Origin of the sequence: Ferrovibrio sp., from assembly GCF_964218355.1 — a bacterium.
In the GTDB taxonomy this organism is placed as follows: domain Bacteria; phylum Pseudomonadota; class Alphaproteobacteria; order Ferrovibrionales; family Ferrovibrionaceae; genus Ferrovibrio.
The window spans coordinates 59,174-82,877 of record NZ_CAXPMC010000012.1 but is presented as its reverse complement, the minus strand read 5'-3'; the positions used below and the strand labels follow the sequence as shown (position 1 = coordinate 82,877).

Here is a 23,704-nt window from a genome sequence, read left to right as displayed (position 1 = left end):
GCAGGCAAGCATGCTGCATAGCGAAACGGCAAAATTGGTCCAGCCTGTAAAATCGGCAAAGTCACCCTTGACCTCGGCCGTCATACCATGATGAGCTTTCATACGCCGTCAAACAAAAACAAGGGGAAGTGCTATGCGTTCGCGGAATTTTCGCAGCCTTGCATCATTGATCGGGCTGGGCATCGGCCTTGGCCTGCTGGCGGGGGCCGCCACGGATGCGACAGCCCAGGATAAAAAGGTCCTGCGCATGGTGCCGCATTCCGGCCTGCGCATCACCGATCCGATCATCACCACGGCCTTCATCTCGCGCAATCATGGCTACATGATCTACGACACGCTGTTCGCGGTCGACGACAAGCTGCAGGTCAAGCCGCAGATGGTGGACAGCTTCAAGCTCAGCGATGACAAGCTGACCTACACCTTCACGCTGCGCGACGGCCTGAAGTTCCACAATGGCGCGCCGGTCACCCCGGACGACGTGATCCCGTCGATCAAGCGCTGGGGCGAGCGCGACACCATGGGCCAGAAGCTCATGACCTTTATCAAGGAGATGAAGGCGGTCGATGCCAAGACCTTCCAGATCGTCCTCAAGGAGCCCTACGGCCTGGTGATCGATTCGCTGGGCAAGCCGAGCTCGAATCCCTGCTTCATCATGCCCAAGGCGATGGCGGAAACGCCGTCCAGCAAGAATGTGCCCGACGAGATCGGCTCGGGTCCCTTCCGCATGGTCAAGAGCGAATTCCAGCCCGGCGTGAAGGTCGTCTACGAGAAGAACCCCGACTACAAGCCGCGCAGCGAGGCCCCCAGCAGCCTGTCGGGCGGCAAGGTGGTCAAGGTCGACCGCGTCGAGTGGATCACCATGTCGGACGCGCAGACCGCCACCAACGCCCTGATCAAGGGCGAGGTCGACATGATCGAGCAGGCCTCCTACGACCTGCTGCCGGAGCTGAAGAAGTCCAAGGAAGTTGTCATCAAGGACCTGCAGCCGCTCGGCATGAACTACATGCTGCGCATGAACTGGCTGCAGCCGCCGCTGGATAACGTCAAGGTCCGCCAGGCGATCCTGCATGCCGTTTCCCAGGAAGACTACCTGGCGGCGCAGGTCGGCAACCCCGAATTCTACAGCGTCTGCGGCGCCATGTTCGGCTGCAAGACCCCGCTGAAAACCGAGGTCGGTGCCGCCGGCACCAAGAAGGCGGACCTGGCCACGGCCAAGAAGCTGCTGAAGGAAAGCGGCTACAAGGGCGAGAAGATCGTCATCATGGCCCCGACCGACATCAACAGCATCAACCAGCTGCCGCTGGTTTCCGCACCGCTGCTGCGCTCGATCGGCATGAATATCGACCTGCAGAGCATGGACTGGCAGACCCTGGTCGGCCGCCGCGCCAAGCCGGATCCGATCGACCAGGGCGGCTGGCACATCTTCCACACCGCCTGGGGCACCGCCGACATGATGAACCCGGTGGTCAATGCCGGCATCAAGGGCCTGGGCAAGGAAGGCGGCTGGTTCGGCTGGACCGAGGATGCGCAGATCGAGAAGATGCGCGACGACTATGCACGCGAGGCCGACCCGGCGAAGCAGAAGGCCATTGCCGAGGCGATCCAGAAGCGTGCCTACGAACTGGTGATGTATGTCCCGCTTGGCGAATACATCCAGCCGAGCGCCGTGCGCACGAATGTCGCGGGCCTGCTGCCGAGCCCGGCACTGGCACTGTGGAATGTCGAAAAGAAGTAAGATCAGACGAGACTGTTCCCGTAAATGTTGCGTCTGATTCTGTCGCGTCTGATGGCCGCCATCCCCGTCATGGGGGTGGTGGCCATCTTCGTTTTCCTGATGCTGCGCCTCAGCCCGGGCGACCCCGCCGCCATCCTGGCCGGCGATGCCGCAACGCCGGAGGCCATCGCGGCAATCCGCGCCAGCCTCGGCCTCGACCAGCCGATCTGGCAGCAGTTCGTCACCTGGATCGGCGAACTCGCCCAGGGCGATCTCGGCCGCTCGGTATTGTCCAAGCAGCCGGTGACCCACATGATCGCCGACCGCATCGAGCCGACCATCTCGCTGGCCATCGTCACGCTGCTGTTTTCGGTGATCGTTGCCGTTCCCATGGGCATCGTCGCGGCATGGAAACAGGGCAGCCTGCTCGACCGCGGCATCATGGCCCTGTCGGTCGCCGGCTTCTCGATCCCGGTCTTCGTGCTCGGCTACATCCTGATCTATGTCTTTTCGATCCGGCTTGACCTGCTGCCAGTGCAGGGTTTCACCCCGATCGGCGAGGGCCTGTGGCCCTTCCTGCAGAACCTGATCCTGCCCACCCTGGCGCTCAGCTTCATCTACATCGCGCTGTTCGCCCGCATCACCCGCGCCGCCATGCTGGAAGTGCTGGGCGAGGATTACATCCGCACCGCCCATGCCAAGGGCCTGCCCGACCGCGTCGTGCTGACCCGCCACGCGCTGCGCAACGCCGCGGTGCCGATCGTTTCGGTGATCGGCATCGGCTTCGCCCTGCTGATCGGCGGCGTGGTGATCACCGAAACGGTGTTCAACATCCCCGGCCTCGGCCGCTTGGTGGTGGATGCCGTGCTGGCCCGCGACTATCCGATCATCCAGGGCATCATCCTGCTGTTCTCCGGCATCTATGTCCTGATCAACCTTGCCATCGACATCACCTATGTCCTGCTCGATCCCAGGATCAGGTATTAGGGGTACCCGGTCCATGCGTGCAGTCCTGCGTCATCCGCTTTTCCGCAATTCCGCCGTGCTTGCCGGCGGCGGCATCCTGCTGCTGCTGGTGCTGATCGCCCTGCTGGCACCCCTGCTCAGCCAGACCGATCCGACCGCCATCGCGCCCCGCTTCCGGCTCAAGCCGCCATCGGAGGATTTCCTGATGGGCACCGACAAGCTCGGCCGCGACGTGGCCACCCGCGCCCTCTACGGGGCCCGGGTGTCGCTGCTGGTCAGCATCTGCGTCGCCGCCATCGCCATTTCGGTCGGCCTGGTGATCGGTCTCGTTTCCGGCTACATCCGCTGGCTCGACGGCCCGATCATGCGCACCATGGACGGCCTGATGGCGATCCCCGGCATCCTGCTGGCGATCGCGCTGGTGTCGCTGTCCGGTTCCAGCCTGCTGACCGTGATCGTTGCCATCGTGGTGCCGGAAATCCCGCGTGTCGCCCGCCTGGTGCGCGGCGTGGTGCTGTCGATCCGCGAAGAGCCGTATGTCGAGGCGGCCATCGGGCTTGGCACCCCGGTCTACCGCATCCTGATCCAGCACATCCTGCCCAACACCATTGCGCCGCTGATCGTGCAGGGGACGTATATCTGTGCCTCGGCGATCCTGGTCGAGGCGATCCTCAGCTTCCTCGGCGCCGGCCTGTCGAGCGAGATTCCGACCTGGGGCAACATCATCGCCGACGGCCGCGACGTATTCCAGCGCGCGCCGTGGATCATCCTGTTTCCCGGCGGCTTCCTCGCCGCCACCATCCTGGCCGTCAACATCCTCGGCGACGGCCTGCGCGACACGCTCGACCCGCGCATGAAAAAGCGGCTGGGGGCCTGAGACCATGAGCGATGCCGCGAAAACCCCGGTGCTCAGCATCCGCGATCTCTCGGTCGCCCTGCCGAAAGGCGGCGACCGCCCCTATGCGGTGCAGAATCTCAGCCTCGATGTCATGCCCGGCGAGATCGTCTGCCTGGTCGGCGAAAGCGGTTCGGGCAAGTCGGTCACCGCCTCCACGGTGATGCGCCTGAACACCCTGCCGGTCAGTGCCGCCCAGGTCCTGCTGGAAGGCGAGGACGTGCTGGCCGCCGGCAAGGCGCGGCTGCGCGACCTGCGCGGCAGCCGCATGTCGATGATCTTCCAGGAACCGATGACGGCGCTGAACCCGGTGCACCGGGTCGGCGAGCAGGTTATCGAACTGCTGCGCACCCATAAATGGAAAGGCCGCGGCGTCAGCCCGGAGGAACGCGTCCAGCAGCTGTTCGCCGACGTGCATCTGCCCGACCCGGCGCGACTGATGAATGCCTATCCGCACCAGCTGTCGGGCGGCCAGCGCCAGCGCGTGATGATCGCCATGGCACTGGCGCTGGAACCGGCCCTGCTGATCGCCGACGAGCCGACCACCGCCCTAGACGTGACCACCCAGGCGCAGATTCTCGAATTGCTGCGCGAACTGCAGCGCAAGCGCGGCACCGGCGTGCTGTTCATCACCCATGATTTCGGCGTGGTGGCCGACATCGCCGACCGCGTGGTGGTGATGCGCTATGGCGAGGTGGTGGAAAGCGGTCCCGCGCAGGAGGTGCTGTACAACCCGCAGCACGACTACACCAGGATGCTGATCGCCGCGGTGCCGCGACTGACCCCGCGCACCGCCCGGCCGCTGGCCGGTGCGCCGGTGCTGGATGCGAAGGCGCTCAGCAAGATCTACGTCTCGACCAGCTTCTTCAAGGGTACCCGCGAGGTGCGCGCCGTCGACGGCGTCGATCTGGCCCTCTACAAGGGCCAGACTCTCGGCATCGTCGGCGAAAGCGGCTCCGGCAAGTCGACGGCGGCCCGCTGCGTCGCCCGCCTGATCGAGCCGACCGGCGGCCAGGTGCTGCTGGACGGTCACGACATCGCCGGCCTGGGCGAGCGCGCCCTGCATCCCTACCGCCGCCGCATCCAGGTGGTGTTCCAGGACCCCTACCGCTCGCTCAATCCGCGCCGCACCGTCGGCCAGGCGGTGATCGAGGGGCCGCTGAATTACGGCACCCCGCGCGCCGAGGCGCTCGAGCGCGCCCGCAGCCTGCTGGAAACCGTCGGGCTGGAGGCCAATGCACTGGACCGCTATCCGCACCAGTTCTCGGGCGGCCAGCGCCAGCGCATCGCCATCGCCCGCGCGCTGGCCATGCAGCCGGAAATCCTGATCGCCGACGAGGCGGTCTCGGCACTCGATGTCTCGGTGCAGGCGCAGGTGCTGGAACTGCTGGAGCAGATCCGCGACCGCTTCGGCATCAGCATCCTGTTCATCACCCATGACCTGCGCGTCGCCGCCCGCCTGTGCGACCGCATCATGGTGATGCAGCGCGGCAAGGTGGTCGAATTCGCCGACACCGCCGCCCTGTTCGCCAGTCCGCAGCATGAATATACGCAGCAGCTGTTCGCCGCCCTGCCCGGCCGCCACTGGCTGGAGGCCGGCAGCGCCGCCTGACCGGGTCCGGCCGGGCCCGGGCCGGCAGCAGCGCCATCACGGAGGTCTGTCATGTCGGAGATTCTGGACGCGCCGGTCAGCCAGGCGCAGATCGCGGCGGCCGTGGCCAGCCTGCGCGACGAAGCCGTCGGGCTGCTGTCCGACCTGGTGCGGCAGCCCTCGCTGCTGGGCGACGAGCGCGGCGCACAGGACCACATGCGCGGCGTCTTCGCGGATATGGGCCTGACGGTCGACGAATTCGCCATCGACGAGGCGAAGATCCGGGACCATCCAGGCTACTCGCCCTCCATCGTCTCCTACGACGGCCGCCACAACGTGGTCGGCATCCACCAGCCGAAACACGGCATCCGCGGCCGTTCGCTGATCTTCAACGGCCATATCGACGTGGTGCCGGTCGGCGCCGAAAAGCTGTGGACGAAGCATCCCTTCGATCCCTGGGTCGATGGCGACCGGCTGTATGGCCGCGGGGCCGGCGACATGAAGGCCGGCATCGTCGCCTATACCATGGCCCTGAAGGCGCTGCAGAAGCTGGGCCTGGAGCCGGCCGCGAAAGTCGTGCTGCAGTCGGTGGTGGAGGAGGAATGCACCGGCAACGGTGCGCTGGCCTGCCTGGTGCAGGGCTATACCGCCGATGCGGCGATCATCACCGAGCCGACGCCAGGCATCATGCAGGCACAGATGGGGGTGATGTGGCTGGCGCTGGAGATTTCCGGCAAGCCGGTGCATGCCTCGGTGGCCCATACCGGGGTCGGCGCCATCGATTTCGCCAGCTACATGTTCGGCGAGCTGAAGAAGCTGGAAGCGAAGTGGAACGAGGCCGGCAACCGCCACGCCTGCTATCACGGCCACGAGCATCCGGTGAATTTCAACCTCGGCAAGATCACCGGCGGCGAATGGGCCTCCTCGGTGCCGACGGAAGCGCGCGCCGATATCCGGCTCGGCTTCTATCCCGGCCGCAAGCCTGCCGAGGTGCGGGCCGAGGTCGAGGCGGTGCTGGCCGAGGCCTATCGCCGGCATCCGTCCAGCAACAGCCTGCGCTACCATGTGGTCTACGAGGGCTTCCAGGCCGAGGGCTTCGCGCTCGACATGAACCAGCCAGTGATCACCACCCTGACCGATTGCTGCCGCGACGTGCTGGGCGAGGCACCGGCCTATACCTGCTTCACCGGCACCACCGATGCCCGCTTCTTCAATCTCTATGGCAACACCCCGGCCACCTGCTACGGCCCCCATGCCGAGAATATCCACGGCATCGACGAATGGGTGTCGATCGACAGCATGATGCAGGTGACCACCGTGCTGGCGCTGTTCATGACCCGCTGGTGCGGCGTCAACCGCACCGCCGCCTGAAACCGCAAGCCCGGGAGACAGCATGACCGCCCTGCATGACCTGACCGCCTTCGAATTGTGGATGGGCTACCGCACCGGCAGCCTGTCGCCGGTCGAGGCCACCCGGGCGGCGCTGGCCCGCATCGCGGCCTGGGAGCCGCAGCTGAACGCCATGTACATCACCGATGCCGAGGGGGCACTGGCCGCGGCAAAGGCGTCGGAGAAACGCTGGAGGAAGGGCGAGGCTCGCGGCCCGCTGGATGGCGTGCCGGTCACCATCAAGGACAATATCGGCACCCTCGGCTGGCCGGCGCCGGTCGGCACGGCGGCCGGCGACATGAATCCCGGCAGGGTCGACGCCCCGCCGGCGGCGCGCCTGCGCGAGGCCGGCTGCGTCTTCCTCGGCAAGACCACGATGCCGGATTTCGGCATGCTGGCCTCCGGCGTCTCCAGCCTGCACGGGGTGACCCGCAATCCGTGGAACACCGCGCGCAACACCGCCGGCTCGTCCTCGGGCGCCGGCGCCGCGGTGGCGGCCGGCTACGGCCCGCTGGCCCTGGGCACCGATATCGGCGGCAGCGTGCGGCTGCCGGCGGCCTATAACGGCATCTTCGCCCTGAAACCCAGCCTCGGGCGCATCCCGATCAATCCGCCCTGGCTCGGCCGCGTCACCGGACCGATGACCCGCACGGTCACCGATGCCGCGCTGCTGATGAACGAGCTGACGAAGCCCGATGCCCGGGACTACATGTCCCTGCCCTATGAAGAACAGGATTACCCCAAGCTGCTGGATGGCGAGGTGAAGGGCAAACGGATCGGCCTGCTGCTGGATATCGGCGTCGGCACGCCGCCACAGCCGGCGGTGCGCGATGCCGTCAGCCGGGCGGCGAAGCTGTTCGAGGCCGCCGGTGCCATCGTCGCGCCGGCGGCGCCCTTCATGACCCCGGCGATGATCGCCGGCATGAATGTCGTGTTCCAGGCCCGCGCCTGGGCCGATTTCGAGCTGATGGCGCCGGACCGCCAGGCAAAAGTGCTGCCCTTCATCGCCGACTGGTGCCGCGGCGCCGCCGGCCTGGGCGGGGCCGAGGTGATGCGCGGCCTGGCCCAGGTCTTCGCCATGCGCGAGGCCGCCGTCGCCGCCACCCAGCCTTTCGATTTCCTGCTGGCGCCGGCCTCGCCGATCACCGCCTATGCGGCGGAAGAGGCCTGCCCGGGCAACAACCTGGCCGAACCCTTCGGCCATATCTGCTTCACCGTACCGTTCAACATGTCGGAACAGCCGGCGGCATCGATCTGCTGCGGCTATGACGGCGACGAGCTGCCGATCGGCCTGCAAATCATCGGCCACCGTTTCGACGATGCCGGCGTGCTGCGCATGGCGCATATCTTCGAGCAGCTGCGCCCCGCCCTGCATCCCTGGCCGGAGCCCTGATCCGGACTTGTATATACAATCGGAGTGATCCTATACTGCCCCGTCGCGAACCGACAGGGGCAGGACAGGCATGGCCGGGGCAAGAACCGAGACCGGAACGATCAACGGGCCGACTCCCCGCTACCGGCAGGTCAAGGAATATATCGTCCGCCTGATCGAGGATGGCGGCTGGCGCGCCGGCGAGCAGGTCCCCTCCGAAAGCACCCTGGTGCGCGATCTCAAGGTCAGCCGCATGACCGTCAACCGGGCCCTGCGCGAGCTGACCCATGAGGGGCTGCTGGTCCGCGTCCAGGGCACCGGGACTTTCGTGGCCGAGAAGCGGCCGATCTTCAACCTGGTCGAGCTGCGCAGCATCGCCGAGGAAATCCGCGAGCGCGGCCAGCGCCACACCGCCCATGTCGAGCTGCTGAAGGCCGAGAAGGCAAATACCGAAACCGCCCGCGATCTCGGCCTCGCCCCGGGCGCACCGGTCTGGCATTCCGTGCTGGTGCATGCCGCCGATGGCGTGCCGCTGCAGGTCGAGGACCGCTTCGTCAATCCCGCCACCGCACCGGGCTATCTCGACGCCGATTTCGAGAGCCAGACACCGAACGAATTCCTGATGCGCAGCGCGCCGGCCACCGAGGTCGAGCATATCGTCGAGGCGGTGATGCCCGATGCCCGCATCCGCCGGCTGCTGAAAATGGCCGCGGGCGAACCCTGCCTGCGCCTGCGCCGCCGCACCTGGTCGGGGACGCAGATCGTCTCGGCCGCGCGGCTGTACTACCCGGGCCATGCCCACCGCTTCGCCACCCGCTTCTCCTACCGCGCCGACGGCACGTCGAAGCGGTCTTTCATCTGAACGAGGTCCGTCCATGTCCGCCGATCCCGTCGCTTCCGGCCGCCGCGACAATTCCCGCGTGATCCGCAGCCCCGTGGGGCCGGACCTGCATACCGAAAACTGGCAGATCGAGGCGGCGTACCGGATGATGCGCAACAACCTCGATCCCGATGTCGCCGAAAAGCCGGAAGAGCTGGTGGTCTATGGCGGCATCGGCCGTGCCGCCCGCAACTGGGACTGCTTCGACCGCATCCAGCAGGCCCTGACGAAACTGAAGCCGGACGAGACCCTGCTGGTGCAGTCCGGGAAACCCGTTGGCGTGTTCCGCACCCACGAGGATGCGCCGCGGGTGCTGATCGCCAATTCCAATCTCGTGCCGGAATGGGCCACCTGGCAGCATTTCAACGAGCTCGACCGCAAGGGCCTGATGATGTACGGCCAGATGACGGCCGGCTCGTGGATCTATATCGGCAGCCAGGGCATCGTGCAGGGCACCTACGAGACCTTCGTCGAGATGGGCCGCCAGCATTACGGCGGCCAGCTGAAGGGCCGCTGGATCCTCACGGCCGGCCTCGGCGGCATGGGCGGCGCCCAGGCCCTGGCCGCCACCATGGCCGGCGCCTCGATCATCGCCATCGAATGCCAGCCGTCGCGCATCGAGATGCGCATGCGCACCGGCTATGTCGACAGGATGGCCACCGGCCTCGACGAGGCACTGGCGATGCTGGAAGAGGCAAAGAAAGCCGGCCGGGCGATTTCCATCGGCCTGCTGGGCAATGCCGCCGAACTGCTGCCCGAGATGGTGAAGCGCGGCATCCGCCCCGATGCGGTGACCGACCAGACCAGCGCCCATGATCCGCTGAACGGCTATCTGCCGGCCGGCTGGAGCCTCGAGCGCTGGGAGCAGGCGAAACTCGCCGATCCCGACGGCGTCGTGAAAGCCGCCAAAGAGTCGATGGCCGTGCATGTGCGCGCCATGCTGGCCTTCAGGGCGATGGGCATCCCCACCTTCGATTACGGCAACAACATCCGCCAGATGGCCAAGGAGGCCGGCGTCGCCGAGGCCTTCGACTTCCCCGGCTTCGTGCCGGCCTATATCCGGCCCCTGTTCTGCCGCGGCATCGGTCCGTTCCGCTGGGTGGCGCTGTCGGGCGATCCGGAGGACATCTATAAGACCGATGCGAAGGTGAAGGAGCTGATCCCCGACGATCCGCACCTGCATACCTGGCTCGACATGGCGCGCGAGCGCATCCATTTCCAGGGCCTGCCGGCGCGCATCTGCTGGGTCGGGCTGGGCCAGCGCCACCGGCTTGGCCTCGCCTTCAACGAGATGGTGAAGACCGGCGAGCTGAAAGGCCCCGTCGTGATCGGCCGCGACCATCTCGACAGCGGCTCGGTCGCCAGCCCCAACCGCGAGACCGAGAGCATGAAGGACGGCTCCGATGCCGTCTCCGACTGGCCCCTGCTGAATGCCCTGCTGAATACCGCCTCCGGCGCCACCTGGGTCTCGCTGCATCATGGCGGCGGCGTCGGCATGGGCTTCTCCCAGCATGCCGGCGTTGTCATCGTCGCCGACGGCACCGAGGCGGCGGCGCGGCGGCTGGAGCGGGTGCTGTGGAACGATCCGGCCACCGGCGTAATGCGCCATGCCGATGCCGGCTATGACACCGCCGTTGCCTGCGCGAAAGAGCAGGACCTGAATCTGCCTTTCCTCGGAGCCTAGGCGTCAGGATACCAGTTTGGCCGGATCGCAGGTCGGCCAGCGGAAATCGTCGCCGACGCGATAAGTGGTAAAGGTGTGGCCGCTCTTGAGGTGCTTGTATTTCATGACACCCTGGATGACGCTTTCAAGCTGGTATCGGTCTGCATAATCGGCACGCTCACCATCAATCATACTTGTAGCCGTCGAATAGATATTGCCTTCGAGTTTCCAGCGCCCGGCTTCTTTCTGCTGGAAAGTCATCTGGCACTCCTTGTATTGCCGGAACTCGACAAAAAAGCTGCCATCAGGGCGCCGCTCCGAAAGCCACTGCAGATATCCGCGTCCCTGATACCCCTCGCCGTACCAGAAACCGGAAATGTCTTCGGCGGCAGCCCGCCCTGCCGTAACCATCAGCAGCAATGCAAAGGCTGCGACTCTTAATCCGGTCGGGATCACAGGCATTTTTTCTCCCTCGGCCCCATCCTGTAGGCTACCCTAAATCTTCCGGTTTTCGAAGCCAACAGGAACTCAAAATGACCTCGACTGCGCTGCTGCTCGACGGCACATCCCTCACCCTCGATGCCGTCGCCGCGGTGGCGCGGCAGAACCGCGGCGTGGCGCTGTCGGAGGCCGGCCGCCGGCAGGTCGCCGAGTGTCATGCCCTGCTGCAGAAAATGATCGCCGATGGCACGCCGATCTATGGCGTCACCACCGGCTTCGGCGCCCTGGACGGCCGGCCGGTGCCGAAGGAATCCAACCGCGCCCAGCAGCATAACCTGCTGCGCAGCCATGCCGCCGGCACCGGCGCACCGATGGCCGACGATGAAGTGCGCGCGATGATGCTGATCCGTGCCAATGTGCTGGCCACCGGCCTGACCGGCGTCAGCATGGCATCGCTGGAGGCCCTGCTGGCCATGCTGAATGGTGGCGTCGTGCCGCATGTGCCGCGGCGCGGCTCGGTCGGCGCCTGCGGCGATCTCGCGCCGCTGGCCCATATGGTGCTGCCGCTGATCGGCGGCGGCCGCGCCAGACTGCCCGGCGGGGACTGGCTGCCGGGTGCCGAAGCCTTCGCTTCGCTGGGCATCGCGCCGCCGGCGGTGGATGGCCGCGACGGCATCGCGCTGATCAACGGCACCGAGCAGACCACCGGCATCGGCGTGCTGGCCGCATATGATGCGCGGCGGCTGGTGCGGCTGGCCGAGGCGGTGTCCGCCATGAGCCTCGAGGTTCTGGGCGGCGTGTCGGATGCCTTCGACGAGCGGGTGGCGCTGGCCAAGCCGCATCCGGGCCAGATCGCCACCTCGGAAGCGCTGCGCCATTACACCGCCGGCAGCACGGCCGTGCTGCCGCCGCGGCCGAGCCGGCTGCGCGACGGCCTGTCCCTGCGCTGCATCCCGCAGGTGCTGGGTGCCACCCGCGATGCCGTCGAGCATGCGGCGCGCACGCTGGAGATCGAGATCAATGCCGCCAACGACAATCCGATTTTCGGCCTTGCCGACGGCTTCGTGACATCGAACTCGGGCAATTTCCACGGCCAGCGTGCCGGTGAGGTGCTCGACATGCTGGCCAATTCCGTCTCGTCGCTGGCCGTGATCAGCGAAAGACGGGCGGCACGGCTGGTGGACGAGAAGAATTCCGGCGGCCTGCCGGCATTTCTCATTCACCCGCAGGCCCGCCAGGGCGAGAATTCCGGCTTCATGATCGCGCAGTACACGGCCGCCTCGCTGGTCGCCGAGCTGCGCATGCGCTCGGTACCGGCCTCGATCCAGTCGGTGCCGACCTGTGCCAATACCGAGGACCACGTGCCGATGGCGCCGCTGGCCGCCGAGCGCGCCGCCTTTGCCGTGGATACGGCCGCGACCATCGTCGCCATCGAGGCGCTGCTGGCCGCCCAGGCCTACGACCTGCGCGGCCTGGTGCCGGCGCCGGCCCTGCGGCCCCTGTATGACGCCATCCGTGCCCGGGTCCCGGCCATGGTCGAGGACCGCGAGATGGGCGAGGACATCGCCGCCGCCCGCGCCGCCCTTGCCGGGGTCACCCTGCCGCACTAGATCAGACCGGGAACAGGCCGGTGGTAACGGCCCGTTGCGTCCAGTTGCGGCCAATTCTGCCGGCCGGCCTTTCTGCTGTCGGACATCGTCTATCGGAAAATCAACGACCTGCCACACAGGTCCAGGGACTTAGCGCGGGATCGAACGGGATTTTGCCGGCTTCTGCGGGATTTCACTGGCGTCTGCGGGTCCCGCCCGGTCGCTGCGGGACGGCCCTGGCCGCGGCCGGCCGCGGCCGGCCGGAATGCGTCGCCGATATTGACCATGGGCGCAGCGGCGGCGGCGGCATATACTGCGGCAAAATGGAGTGTCTCCCCACGTGCTGTCCTACCTGAAATTGCCCCGCCTCGGTCTGATCCTGCTCACCGCGGCGCTGGTCCTCATGGCTGTCGGCGTCGCCGCCCTGCTCAACCGCGGCGCCGAAAAGCAGTATTACACCCCCGGCAGCAAGGTCAGCCGGGAAGACTGCTTCTATGACCGCATCCGCCAGTACAACAAGGTCACCCGGCAGGTGCTGAATGCCATCGCCTCCGAATGCGAACTGACGGTGCAGAGCATCGAGGGCCATGAGCGCATGCGGAAGGAATGGGAGGCCCGCCAGGCCGCCCGCGTCGAGGAGGCCCCGGCCCCCGCCCCGGCACCGGCGGCACCGCCGGCCGATCGCGACCAGATCCGCCGGGTCTGGCGCTAGCGATCCGGCGCCGGCGATAAGTCCCGCCGGGATATCCGCGATAAATCCCGCTTATCGGCGTCCCTTGCCGCCGCCGGCAGATCGGCCATAGTGCGCTCTGATCCGTATCCGGAGGCTGTGATGATCCCGTCTGCCCGCGACCGCCTGGACGCCTGTCTTGCCCGCATCGCCGATCCTGCCGGCGAGGGCGGCCGCGCTTTCACGAAGGTCTGGGCCGACAGCGCCCGCGCGGCCGCCGAGGCGGCGGATCTCCGGGCGCGGCAGGGCCGCAGCCTCGGCCCGCTGGATGGCCGCATCGTCTCGGTGAAGGACCTGTTCGATATCCCGGGCGAGGTCACCACCGCCGGTTCGGTGCTGCTGCGCGATGCCGCCCCGGCCACGGCCATGGCCCCGGCCATCGCCCGGCTGCAGGCGGCCGGCGCCGTGCTGGTCGGCCGCACCAACATGACCGAGTTCGCCTTTTCCGGGGTCGGCATCAACCCGCATTACGGCACCCCGGGCAACCCGGCCGACCGCAGCCGCATTCCCGGCGGCTCCAGTTCCGGCGGCGCCGTCTCGGTGGCCGACGGCATGGCCGAGATCGCCATCGGCTCGGATACCGGCGGCTCCACCCGCATCCCGGCGGCCCTCTGCGGCATCGTCGGCTGGAAGCCGAGCCAGTCCCGCGTGCCGACCGCCGGCGCCTTCCCGCTGTCCTATGCGCTGGACAGCATCGGCCCGATGGCCCGCACTGTCGCCGACTGCGCGCTGGCCGATGCGGTGATGGCCGGCATCCCGCCCGCAGTGCCGGCACCGGCACCGCTGGCCGGGCTGCGCCTGGGCATCCCGCGCGGCGCCCTGCTGGAGGGGCTCGACGAGGCCGTGGCCGCGGCGTTCGGGGCGGCGCTGCAGGTGCTGGGCACGGCCGGGCTGCAGCCTGGCGACGTGCCGCTGACCGACCTGCTGGCCGAGATGGCCGCGGTGAATGGCCGCGGCGGCTTTGCCGCCACCGAGGCATTTTTCATCCACCGCGCCTGGATCGACAGCCGGGCGGCGGAATTCGACCCGCTGGTGCGCGGCCGCATCGAGCGCGGCCGGGCGGTCACGGCCGCCGACTACATTTATATGCAACGCCGGCGCCGCGACCTGATCGCCGCCATGGACGGCCTGCTGGCCGATCTCGATGCCCTGGTGCTGCCGACCACGCCGATCCAGGCGCCGGCAATCGCCGCCCTCGCCGCCAGCGAGCCGGCCTTCACCGCCGCCAATACCGCCCTGCTGCGCAATACCGCGGTAGGGAATTTCTTCGATCTCTGCGCCATTTCCCTGCCCCTGCCGGCGCAGGGCGGCCTGCCGGTCGGCCTGATGCTGATGGCCCGCAACGGCCAGGATGCCCGGCTGCTGCGGATCGCGGCCGCCATCGAGGCACTGTTCGCAGGCAAATAAGGCAGGAAATCCGGGCATATAAAGCGTTTGACCGGATCGGTCGGGCCGCGTATCGTTCATACCATGAACAAGCCCGCCGCCAAGCCCGCCGCCAAGCCCGACCCGGCTCCGCAGGATGCCGCCACCATGGTCGCCCTGCTGGATGCCATCGGCGCCGACGATCAGCATACCCAGCGCAGCCTGGCGGTCCGGCTGGATGTGGCCCTCGGGCTGGCCAATGCGCTGCTGAAACGCTGCGTCGCCAAGGGGCTGGTGAAGATCCAGAATGCCCCCGCCCGCCGCTATGCCTATTACCTGACGCCCAAGGGCTTTGCCGAAAAAAGCCGGCTGGTGGCCGAATATCTGGAAACCTCGCTGAATTTCTTCCGCCGCGCCCGCAGCCAGTATGAAGAGGCCTTTGCGGCGCTGGCCGCCCGCGGCATCCGGCGGATCGCCATTGTCGGCAGCGGCGAGCTGGCCGAAATCGCCCTGCTGTCGGCCTCTGCCGCCGGCGTGACCGTGGCTGCCGTGATCGCCCCGGGCCGCAACGAGGCCCTGTTCCATGGCTGTCCGGTAGTGGCCGATCTTGCCGCCGCCCTTGCCCTGCAGGCCGAAGTCGTTGCCATTGCCGACAGCCAGCAGCCGCAGGCAACCCATGACCGGCTGCGGCGCCAGCTGCCCGCCGAACGGATTATCGCACCCCGCTTCCTGCATGTGGCGCAGGCCGCCCGGCCGGACAGCACACGGGAGGAGGCGGCATGACCACGTGGTACGCCGTCTACACCCAGCCGCACAAGGAACGCCTGGCCGCCCAGGAACTGCGCAACCAGGACTTTGACGTCTACCTGCCGCAATACCAGAAACTGCGCCGCCATGCCGGCCGGGCCGAGGTGGTGGCCACTGCGCTTTTTCCGCGCTACCTGTTTGCCGGCATCGACATGGACGGCCAGCGCTGGCGTTCGGTGAACGGCACCCGCGGCGTGATCGGCCTGGTGATGATGGGTGACCGGCCGATCCCGGTGCCGGAAGCCGTGATCGCCGGAATCCGCGCCCGCGAGACGGCCGAGGGCTATATCCAGCTCAATCCGCCGGGCTTCCGGCGCGGCCAGACCCTCCGCATCGTCGACGGCCCGATGGCCGATGCCGAAGCCCTGTTCGAGGAGGCCGTGGATGGCGACCGGGCCATCCTTCTGGTTTCCCTGCTGGGCCGGCTGGTCCGCACCCGGATGCCACTGCGTCAGGTGGAAGCGGCCTGACGTCTCCGCCACACTGGAAATACCGGCCCGGCCGACGTATAAGCCCCGCCCATGACCAGCGCCCCCGCCCCCGGTAATCCCTCCGGCAAACCCGCCCCCAAGGTCGGCATCGTCAGTCTCGGCTGCCCGAAGGCGCTGGTCGATTCCGAACGCATCATCACCAAGCTGCGTGCAGAGGGCTACAGCATTTCCGGCAGCTACGACGCCGCCGATGTGGTGCTGGTGAATACCTGCGGCTTCCTCGACAGCGCCAAGCAGGAATCGCTGGAGGCGATCGGCGAGGCGATGCGCGAGAACGGCCGGGTGATCGTTACCGGATGCATGGGCGTCGAATCCGAAAAGATCCGGAGCATGTTCCCCGACGTGCTGGCCGTGACCGGCCCTCAGCAATACGAGCAGGTGGTCGAAGCCGTACACGATGCCGCGCCGCCGGCCCATGATCCCTTCGTCGACCTGGTGCCGCCGCAGGGTATCCGCCTGACGCCGCGGCATTACGCCTACCTGAAGATTTCCGAAGGCTGCAACCACAGCTGCAGCTTCTGCATCATCCCATCCATGCGCGGCAAGCTGGCCAGCCGTCAGGCCAATGACGTGATGTACGAAGCCGAGCGGCTGGTGAAGGCCGGGGTAAAAGAACTTCTGGTCATCTCGCAGGATACCTCGGCCTACGGTGTCGACCTGAAACACGCCGAGAGCCGCTGGCGCGAGCGCAACGTCAAAGCGCGGATGACCGAGCTGTGCGATGCCATGGGCAGCCTGGGTGCCTGGGTGCGGCTGCATTATGTCTATCCCTATCCGCATGTCGACGAGGTGATCCCGCTGATGGCGGAAGGCAGGCTGCTGCCCTATCTCGACATTCCGTTCCAGCACGGCTCGGCGTCGGTGCTCAAGGCGATGCGGCGGCCAGGTAACCAGGAAAAGGTTCTGCAGCGCATCCGCGCATGGCGTGAGATCTGCCCGGATATCGCCATCCGCTCGACCTTCATCGTCGGCTTTCCCGGCGAGACGGAAGAGGATTTCCGCTTCCTGCTCGACTGGATCGCGGAGGCGCAGCTCGACCGCGTCGGCTGCTTCAAATACGAGAATGTCGAGGGCGCCACAGCCAACCAGCTGCCTGGCCATGTGCCGGACACGGTCAAGCAGGAGCGCTGGGAGCGTTTCATGACGGCCCAGCAGAAGATCAGTGCCGCCCGCCTGAAAACGAAGATTGGCCGGACCCTCGATGTGATCGTCGACGAAGCCAAGCGGACCACGGCTACCGGCCGCTCCTACGCCGATGCACCGGAGATCGATGGCATCGTGAAAATAAAAAATGCCGCCGGGCTGCAGCCGGGCGACCTTATCAAGGTGCGTATCGAGCAGACGGATGCCCATGATATGAAGGGGATCCGGGTCTGACTGGAAGAGAGCAGGCTTGAGAACCGCCCCCGGCTGCTGTTAAGGATAGGGGCATGGGATCGGGGAAGATGAACCGCAGATACTGCCCGCAGCTGACGGTCTGCCTGCAGGTCCATCGCCACATACTCCCTGTGCGGCGCTTCGCCGCCGTGAGGTAGCCGCAATGTTTTCGATCATCGTACCGGTTTACCTCAATGCCGAGACGCTGCCAGCCCTGATCGAACGCCTCGATGCCATTGCCGCCGAGCTCCAGCCGGCCCCGCTGGAAACTGTTTTCGTGGTCGATGGCAGTCCGGACGACAGCTGGCAGATACTGAAGCAGCGGCTGCCCGCGGCCCGCTTCCAGGCTCAGCTGATCGCCCATTCCCGGAATTTCGGATCATTCGCGGCCATCCGGACAGGGCTTGCCGCCGCAAACGGCGACCATTTTGCGGTGATGGCCGCAGACCTGCAGGAACCCCCCGAGCTGGCCAAGACGTTTTTCACCCTGCTGCGGGACGACACCTGCGACGTCGCCGTGGGTGTCAGGAACAGCCGCAGCGACGGCTTTGTCTCGGATCTGGCCTCGCGGCTGTTCTGGGCGCTGTACCGGCGCCTTGTGCAGCCTGAAATGCCGGCTGGCGGCATAGATGTGTTCGGGTGCAGCAGGAAAGTCCGGGACGCGCTGCTTGCGCTGACAGAGACAAATTCCACGCTGGTCGGCCTGCTGGTCTGGGCAGGCTTCCGGCGACAATCGGTCCCGTACGACAGACTGCCACGCCCTGCCGGACGGAGTGCGTGGAGCCTGCGCCGCAAGATTCGCTACATGGAAGACAGCTTCTATGCTTTCAGTGACCTGCCGCTGCGCATACTGACCCTGGGAGGCGGACTGGGCATTGCCGCAACCATTGCCCTGTCCGTGGTTATTGTTCTGGCACGCCTACTGGGCGAGATATCCGTTCCAGGCTACGCGCCGACAGTGCTGATCGTCATGTTCTTCGGCGCCCTCAACCTGCTCTGCCTTGGCCTGATCGGCGGCTATGTCTGGCGCAGCTTCGAGAATTCCAAACAGCGCCCGCACGCACTGACCCTCGCCCATGAGCGGTTCCAGGGCCCGTCGGAGAAAGCGTAAGGCATGACGCATTTCCAGCACCCACAGGCACTGGTTGAGACCACACAGATTGGCGACGGCAGCAGGATATGGGCTTTCGCGCACATCCTTCCCGGAGCCAGGCTGGGTGCGGATTGCAACATCTGCGATCATGTCTTTATTGAGAATGACGTGACCTTGGGCGATCGCGTCACCGTCAAATGCGGGGTCCAGCTCTGGGACGGCGTGGATATCGAAGATGATGTCTTCGTCGGCCCCAATGCCACATTCACCAACGACCCCTTCCCGCGCAGCAAAGCCTACCAGAGCAAGGTGGCGCGGACCCGGATATGCGCAGGGTCGTCGATCGGAGCGAATGCCACGATCCTGCCAGGGATCACCATCGGCCGCAGCGCGATGATTGGCGCCGGCGCTGTCGTGACCAGCGACGTGCCATCGAATGCCATCGTGATGGGCAATCCCGCCCGGATCGTCGGCTATGTCGACACCGTTGCGGCGGACGCCACCACCATCCTCTCCGACCCGCCCGGCAGCCTCGGCAGCCAGGCGACCCCGGCCTCCGGCGTCACCCTGCATCGCATGCGGCTTGTCCAGGACGTGCGTGGCGACCTCACGGTCGGCGAATTCGGCATGGAGATACCTTTCATACCACGCCGCTACTACATCGTTTTCGGCACCGAAGGCGGGAAAGCCAGAGGGCAGTATGCGCTACGCAGCACGTCCCTGTTCATGCTCTGCGCGGCCGGGGCCTGCGTGATCGTCGTCGATGACGGCCGCAACCGGGCCGAGTTCATTCTCGACCGCCCGGATATCGGCGTCTTTCTGCCGCCGATGACCTGGTATACCCAGTTCCGGCATTCCAGCGATGCCAAACTGCTGGTCTTCGCCGATGCCCCGTATGATCCGGCCGACTATATCCGGGAATACGACGACTTTGTTTCTGCGCGCAAAACCTGATATCGGCGCCCGATCACCCACAGGCCGCCGATGCAGGCCAGCGGCATTGTCGCCATGACGTAGCGATCCTCGAAGCTTGCCAGTATATAGGCTCCATTGACGGCGAAGTAGATCAGCCAGAACCAGCCGGCCAGAATGAGCGGCAACTCAAGCGCTGAACGGTGCCTCAAGCGCCGGATAATCGTCCATGGCACCCCGACAATGAACGCAAGCAGCAGCGTTACGGAAATGGTGCGCTGCGCGATATCGAGCAGAACCCGGATTGCAATGCCGACACTCCCTTCGCCCCTGGCCAGCGCGAAGACATTGTCACGGAATCCGGGAATCCGGATGTCCTCGCCCATTTCAATGATGGTTTCCACCGACTGCGACATATTGAACATCAGGAACCGCGGGCGCACCCGCTTCAGCCGGCCAGCGAGCAGCGTGATCGGCGCCGCCTTCACGGCATGGAAATATGCGCCAAATGCCATCTGTGCAATTTCCGGAGCCTGCATCTGCTCGTTGTCGAAAAGGTGCCGGTTCAGGGCTTTGGCGCCATCCATCGGGATGCCGGGATCGGCTTTGAGCGCTACCATCAGCGCCTCCTGCACCCGCGGATCATAGGCAAAGACATCCACCCCCTTCTTCCTGGCAACGTCCATCGGACCGAACCACATCGTCATCTGTGCGCCGGTGGTAAGGAAAGCCTGGCCGGTCCTGTAACGGTTCCATTCCCGATAGCCGGATGCCACCACCAGAACCGGCAACAGCACAAGAACGAAGCTGATTGCCATCCGCCACCACGAGCGGCCCGCCTGCCTTGCCCACAGGGCGCCGCCGAGTGCTATGAAAGGCGCAAAATAGACAACCGTCTCCCGGATCAGCAATGTGAGCGCCAGCAGCAATCCGATACCAAGCAGCGCCAGGCTGCCGGGACGTGCGCCACCGCGTATGCCGAGAACCAGCAGTGCAACCGATATGAACAGCCCGTTCGCGAAGAAGCTGTCGACCAGGATATTCATGTCGAAAAGCAACAGGATCGATGTCGTATACGCGAATGCGGCAAAGACCGCCGTCCAAAGGCCGAGATCCAGGGCCCGTGCCACACGAAAGGCCAGATATGTGGCAAACACGGAAAGGGCGGACTGCAGGACCACCAAGGCTATGTCAAACCTTTCGCCAAAAAACTCCATAAGAGCCGCCATGACCAGTGGATAGCCGATTACCCGGAAGGTCGATTTCGTCCGCGGCTGCTGGTCGAGCTTCTCCTCACTCAGCCAGTCCGAACTCGAGGCAAGCACTTCGGCATAGCCCTGGAATGAATAACTGTCCGGCTGATAGAGCGGCCCCCAGGTGACCAATGCGAAAAGCCGTATGGCAGCGGCAAAAACCAACAGGCCCGTCAGCGCGAAGCGTTCTGCCTTCATGTCTCATTCACTCCTGTTCTGCCCATTACCACAGGCGTTCGCGGGCGGCCCACGCCTGAAATGCCATCAATGCCCACAATTGCCAGCTGGTATCACGCCGACCACTCTCCAGGTCGTCAACCCATTCCTGCACCGGCCCGGCATGAATCAGTCCCTGTCGCTGCAGCTTAACCGGATCGCTGGCCGCCCGCATCCGATCCCGCAGGCCGCCGCGCAGCCAGCTTGCAATCGGCATTTCGAAGCCCTTTTTCGGCAAACGGAAAACGTCCGGCGGCAGTCGGTCGGCGAATGCCTCGCGCAGGATCGCCTTGCCACGACCCGGCTGCAGTTTCCAGTTCCCGGGAATGGCGGCGGCCACATCAGTGACCCCGCGATCAAGAAACGGGCACCGCACTTCAAGGGAATTAGCCATGCTCATCAGGTCAACTTTGCGCAGCATGTCGCCACCAAGCACCAGGCTCTGTTCGACTGACAGAACCTGGTTGATGAGATCGGCACCATCAGCCTTCTGCCGCAGAGCCATCACAAGGCCCTCCACCGACGGTTCCGGCTGCCAACCCGGCAGCAGGGTTTGCAGTTCCGCTTCCGACAGCAGAGACATCCAGCCGGCCTGGCGGGCAGCGGGCGGCTTGTCGCCATGCAGAGCGAATCGCCGCGCCCGGCGCAGCAGTTCCAGTACAGGTCTGTCCTTGCTCTCCGGCATGCCCGCGAGAATCCCGGCAATGCCGCGGCGCAACAATGCCGGCAGCCGCTGCCAATGCGCCGCCGCCAGCTCTCCCTGGTATTTCCGGTAGCCCGCGAATATCTCGTCGGCCCCATCCCCGGACAGGGCAACAGTGACATGGCGGCGCGTTTCCCGGCTGAGCAGAAAGACCGGCAACGCCGAACTGTCGGCGAACGGCTCGTCACAGCTGTCCAGAACCTCGTCGACCACATCTGCTGCAGAACCCATATCGATATCCACCTCGATATGGTCCAGCCCAAGATGCCTGGCGACGCGGCGGGCCGCCGGCCGCTCTTCGTAATAGGCCGCCGCTCCGGTGAATCCGACAGTGAAGCTGCGCACCTGCCGCCCTTGCGCGGCCAGGGATGCGCAGACTATGGCAGAATCAATGCCGCCCGACAGGAATGCGCCGACCGGAACGTCTGCGACCAGACGTTCGCCGACTGCCCGGTCAAACTGCTGGCGCAGGGCGGCGATCGCTTCCTGCCTGTCTGTGAATACCGGCCGGCGGGCCTGGGCCCCATCATCCCACCGGCGCAGCGAAAGGCCCGCGCGACTGAAACGCGCGACATAGCCGGCGGGCAGCTTGCGGGCGCTGCTGTATATGGTCCAGGGCGCCGGGATGAACCGGAGCGAGAAGAACAGCTTCAGGGCCTGCTGGTCGATCTCCCCGGAGCCCGGCAGGATAGTCCGCAGGGCCCTCAGGTCGGAAGCAAAAGCGAGCCGGTCGCCGTCGTGGGTATAAACCAGCGGCTTCTTGCCGAAGCGATCCGTTGCCAGAACCAGGTCGCCCGCAGCCGGATCCCAAATCGCCAGCGCGAACATCCCCGACAGTCGCGGCAGCAATGCCTCGCCCCATTGTCGCCAGCCCGCCAGGATCACCTCGGTATCGGACCGCGAGGCGAACACATGCCCCAGCCCCTCAAGCTCCTCACGCAGGATTTCGTGATTGTATATCTCGCCGTTGAAGGTGATGGCGTAGCCATGATGCAGCATCGGCTGGCGACCACCCTCGCTGAGATCGATAATCGCCAGTCGGCGATGCCCCAGCGCGCAGCGGTCGTCGTGCCATAATCCTGCACCATCCGGGCCGCGAAGGCGCATATGATCAAGGGCACCGGACAAGGCGTCCATGACATCGGAGCCCACGCCCCGCAGATCGGTCATACCCGCGATTCCGCACATGCTATTTCGATCTGGTCAGGGAAACGAGAAGATCGCCAAACGTCCGGCGCACATGAGCCAGGTCATGCTCATCCGGCAGGAGGCTGGGCCGCAAGTGAGAACCGGAATGTGGCCGGAGTGTCTTGACTGCAGACACGAATGCCGGGCCCGCCTCGGCGATTGTCACCGCGCCCTCCACTGCCGCCGCAGCAACCTCCGCAATACCACCGGCTTCGGGCACCGAGATCACTTTCGTTCCGCAGGCCAGCGCTTCAAGGGCAACATTCGGCATTCCTTCCCAGCGTGAAGGCAGAACAAACGCATCCGCACCCGCGAACCAGGCCGCCGATTCATCCACGAAACCCGGGAAATACACCCGCACCCCATGCCGCGCCGCGAGAGCCTCGAGATTTCCTCGCTGCGGTCCCTCGCCCAGCACAGTGAGATCGAGATCCGGGATGCCTGCCAGCAGGGGGATCAGGCGATCAAAGCCCTTCTGGTATGTCAGCCGGCCGGCGGCAATCAGGCGGAGCCCGGGGCCCGGCCGGCGCAGCGGCGACTGCGCCCTGGCACGCAAACTCGGAATATCGACTGGATTGGCAAGAGTGGCCAGCCGGTGGGCCGCAACGCCCAGTGCAGATATCTCTCCTGCCATGCGGTCCGAAGAGGCAATGACCAGATCGGCCTTCGGATAAAGCCAGCCATAGGCATACCGGGTCAGCATCGGATACGGGGCATGCGGTATGCTGAGACTTGGCATGTTGGCCTCCCGGATCACCAGCTTCCCGGGAAAGAACATGCGGCAGGCAGCCAGCGCCAGACTCACATAGCCGAGCGTGGAGAACACGATGTCAGGCTGGATTTCCCTCAGCACCCGCAACAGCGAAGCCAGGCTGTGGCGCAGGCGGTCCCGTTCCAGATTCCGGACGGGAAGCGCTGCCGGCACATGCGGGAGAAGGGGGCCGGCGGCATCGAAAACCACAAGGGAGGGCGTGAACTGCCCAGAATCAAGGCCGCCAAGAAGGTTCAGCATGACCCGCTCAGCCCCGCCACCGGAAAGCCGAGGCAGAACCCCGACCACCTTCAGCAT

General features: G+C 65.9%; 20 protein-coding genes and 1 pseudogene. 17 read left to right on the top strand and 4 right to left on the bottom strand.

Annotated features, from left to right (window positions below):
* Positions 1-133: 133 nt before the first annotated feature.
* From ACEQZY_RS07775 to hutU, 8 genes are all read left to right on the top strand, one after another.
* On the top strand, positions 134-1,735 hold the full coding sequence (locus ACEQZY_RS07775; protein ID WP_341703774.1) for an ABC transporter substrate-binding protein: 1,602 nt from the start codon (positions 134-136) through the stop codon (positions 1,733-1,735).
* A 24-nt stretch (positions 1,736-1,759) separates the two neighbouring features.
* Positions 1,760-2,701, top strand: coding sequence for an ABC transporter permease (locus ACEQZY_RS07770; protein ID WP_341703775.1), 942 nt, complete (start codon positions 1,760-1,762; stop codon positions 2,699-2,701).
* Positions 2,702-2,714: 13 nt separating this feature from the next.
* The gene (locus ACEQZY_RS07765; protein WP_341703776.1) at positions 2,715-3,557 is read left to right on the top strand and encodes an ABC transporter permease; all 843 of its coding nucleotides are present in this window, start codon (positions 2,715-2,717) and stop codon (positions 3,555-3,557) included.
* A gap of 4 nt (positions 3,558-3,561) precedes the next feature.
* Positions 3,562-5,187 (top strand): ABC transporter ATP-binding protein, encoded by a 1,626-nt coding sequence (locus ACEQZY_RS07760; RefSeq protein ID WP_341703777.1) that lies wholly within the window; start codon positions 3,562-3,564, stop codon positions 5,185-5,187.
* Positions 5,188-5,238: 51 nt separating this feature from the next.
* Complete coding sequence (locus ACEQZY_RS07755) at positions 5,239-6,537, top strand: ArgE/DapE family deacylase (protein ID WP_370153435.1); 1,299 nt, start codon at positions 5,239-5,241, stop codon at positions 6,535-6,537.
* Positions 6,538-6,559: 22 nt separating this feature from the next.
* Positions 6,560-7,948, top strand: a complete 1,389-nt coding sequence (locus ACEQZY_RS07750; protein WP_370153433.1) for an amidase — start codon at positions 6,560-6,562, stop codon at positions 7,946-7,948.
* 70 nt (positions 7,949-8,018) lie between these two features.
* A complete protein-coding gene (hutC, locus tag ACEQZY_RS07745; protein ID WP_370153431.1) occupies positions 8,019-8,789 on the top strand; it encodes a histidine utilization repressor in 771 nt (256 codons plus the stop codon).
* Between the two features lie 13 nt (positions 8,790-8,802).
* On the top strand, positions 8,803-10,491 hold the full coding sequence (gene hutU / locus ACEQZY_RS07740) for a urocanate hydratase (protein WP_370153429.1): 1,689 nt from the start codon (positions 8,803-8,805) through the stop codon (positions 10,489-10,491).
* A gap of 3 nt (positions 10,492-10,494) precedes the next feature.
* Here hutU and ACEQZY_RS07735 read toward each other — a convergent pair whose 3' ends face one another.
* Positions 10,495-10,932, bottom strand: a complete 438-nt coding sequence (locus ACEQZY_RS07735) for a hypothetical protein (protein WP_370153427.1) — start codon at positions 10,930-10,932, stop codon at positions 10,495-10,497.
* A gap of 71 nt (positions 10,933-11,003) precedes the next feature.
* On the opposite strand from ACEQZY_RS07735, the gene hutH reads away from it, so the two are divergent.
* The 9 genes and pseudogenes from hutH to ACEQZY_RS07690 all read left to right on the top strand — a co-directional run bounded on the left by hutH (position 11,004) and on the right by ACEQZY_RS07690 (position 19,317).
* A complete protein-coding gene (gene hutH / locus ACEQZY_RS07730; RefSeq protein WP_370153425.1) occupies positions 11,004-12,521 on the top strand; it encodes a histidine ammonia-lyase in 1,518 nt (505 codons plus the stop codon).
* 307 nt (positions 12,522-12,828) lie between these two features.
* A complete protein-coding gene (locus ACEQZY_RS07725; protein WP_370153423.1) occupies positions 12,829-13,212 on the top strand; it encodes a hypothetical protein in 384 nt (127 codons plus the stop codon).
* A gap of 120 nt (positions 13,213-13,332) precedes the next feature.
* Positions 13,333-14,637, top strand: coding sequence for an amidase (locus ACEQZY_RS07720; RefSeq protein ID WP_370153421.1), 1,305 nt, complete (start codon positions 13,333-13,335; stop codon positions 14,635-14,637).
* Between the two features lie 63 nt (positions 14,638-14,700).
* Positions 14,701-15,378: a winged helix-turn-helix transcriptional regulator gene (locus ACEQZY_RS07715; protein ID WP_370153419.1), complete on the top strand. Its 678-nt coding sequence runs from the start codon at positions 14,701-14,703 to the stop codon at positions 15,376-15,378.
* Positions 15,375-15,872, top strand: a complete 498-nt coding sequence (locus tag ACEQZY_RS07710; RefSeq protein ID WP_370153417.1) for a transcription termination/antitermination protein NusG — start codon at positions 15,375-15,377, stop codon at positions 15,870-15,872. Before ACEQZY_RS07715 ends, ACEQZY_RS07710 begins: the two co-directional genes overlap by 4 nt.
* Before the next feature lie 51 nt (positions 15,873-15,923).
* Entirely contained in the window at positions 15,924-17,270 is a 1,347-nt protein-coding gene (rimO, locus tag ACEQZY_RS07705; protein WP_341702894.1) for a 30S ribosomal protein S12 methylthiotransferase RimO, read from the top strand.
* A 163-nt stretch (positions 17,271-17,433) separates the two neighbouring features.
* Positions 17,434-18,381, top strand: a complete 948-nt coding sequence (locus tag ACEQZY_RS07700; protein ID WP_341702895.1) for a glycosyltransferase family 2 protein — start codon at positions 17,434-17,436, stop codon at positions 18,379-18,381.
* A gap of 3 nt (positions 18,382-18,384) precedes the next feature.
* A pseudogene (locus ACEQZY_RS07695) lies at positions 18,385-18,513 on the top strand (N-acetyltransferase); the annotation flags it as partial.
* A gap of 18 nt (positions 18,514-18,531) precedes the next feature.
* Positions 18,532-19,317 carry a WxcM-like domain-containing protein gene (locus tag ACEQZY_RS07690; RefSeq protein WP_370153457.1) on the top strand — a complete coding sequence of 262 codons (786 nt, stop codon included), beginning with the start codon at positions 18,532-18,534 and terminating at the stop codon, positions 19,315-19,317.
* Here the strand turns inward: ACEQZY_RS07690 and ACEQZY_RS07685 are convergent.
* Genes ACEQZY_RS07685 through ACEQZY_RS07675 form a run of 3 tightly spaced genes read right to left on the bottom strand, consistent with a single transcriptional unit; the run spans position 19,272 to position 23,704 of the window.
* Positions 19,272-20,726: a hypothetical protein gene (locus ACEQZY_RS07685; protein ID WP_370153415.1), complete on the bottom strand. Its 1,455-nt coding sequence runs from the start codon at positions 20,724-20,726 to the stop codon at positions 19,272-19,274. The two genes, ACEQZY_RS07690 and ACEQZY_RS07685, sit on opposite strands and share 46 nt — an antisense overlap.
* Before the next feature lie 25 nt (positions 20,727-20,751).
* On the bottom strand, positions 20,752-22,635 hold the full coding sequence (gene asnB, locus ACEQZY_RS07680) for an asparagine synthase (glutamine-hydrolyzing) (protein ID WP_370153413.1): 1,884 nt from the start codon (positions 22,633-22,635) through the stop codon (positions 20,752-20,754).
* 1 nt (position 22,636) lies between these two features.
* On the bottom strand, positions 22,637-23,704 hold the full coding sequence (locus ACEQZY_RS07675) for a glycosyltransferase (protein WP_370153411.1): 1,068 nt from the start codon (positions 23,702-23,704) through the stop codon (positions 22,637-22,639).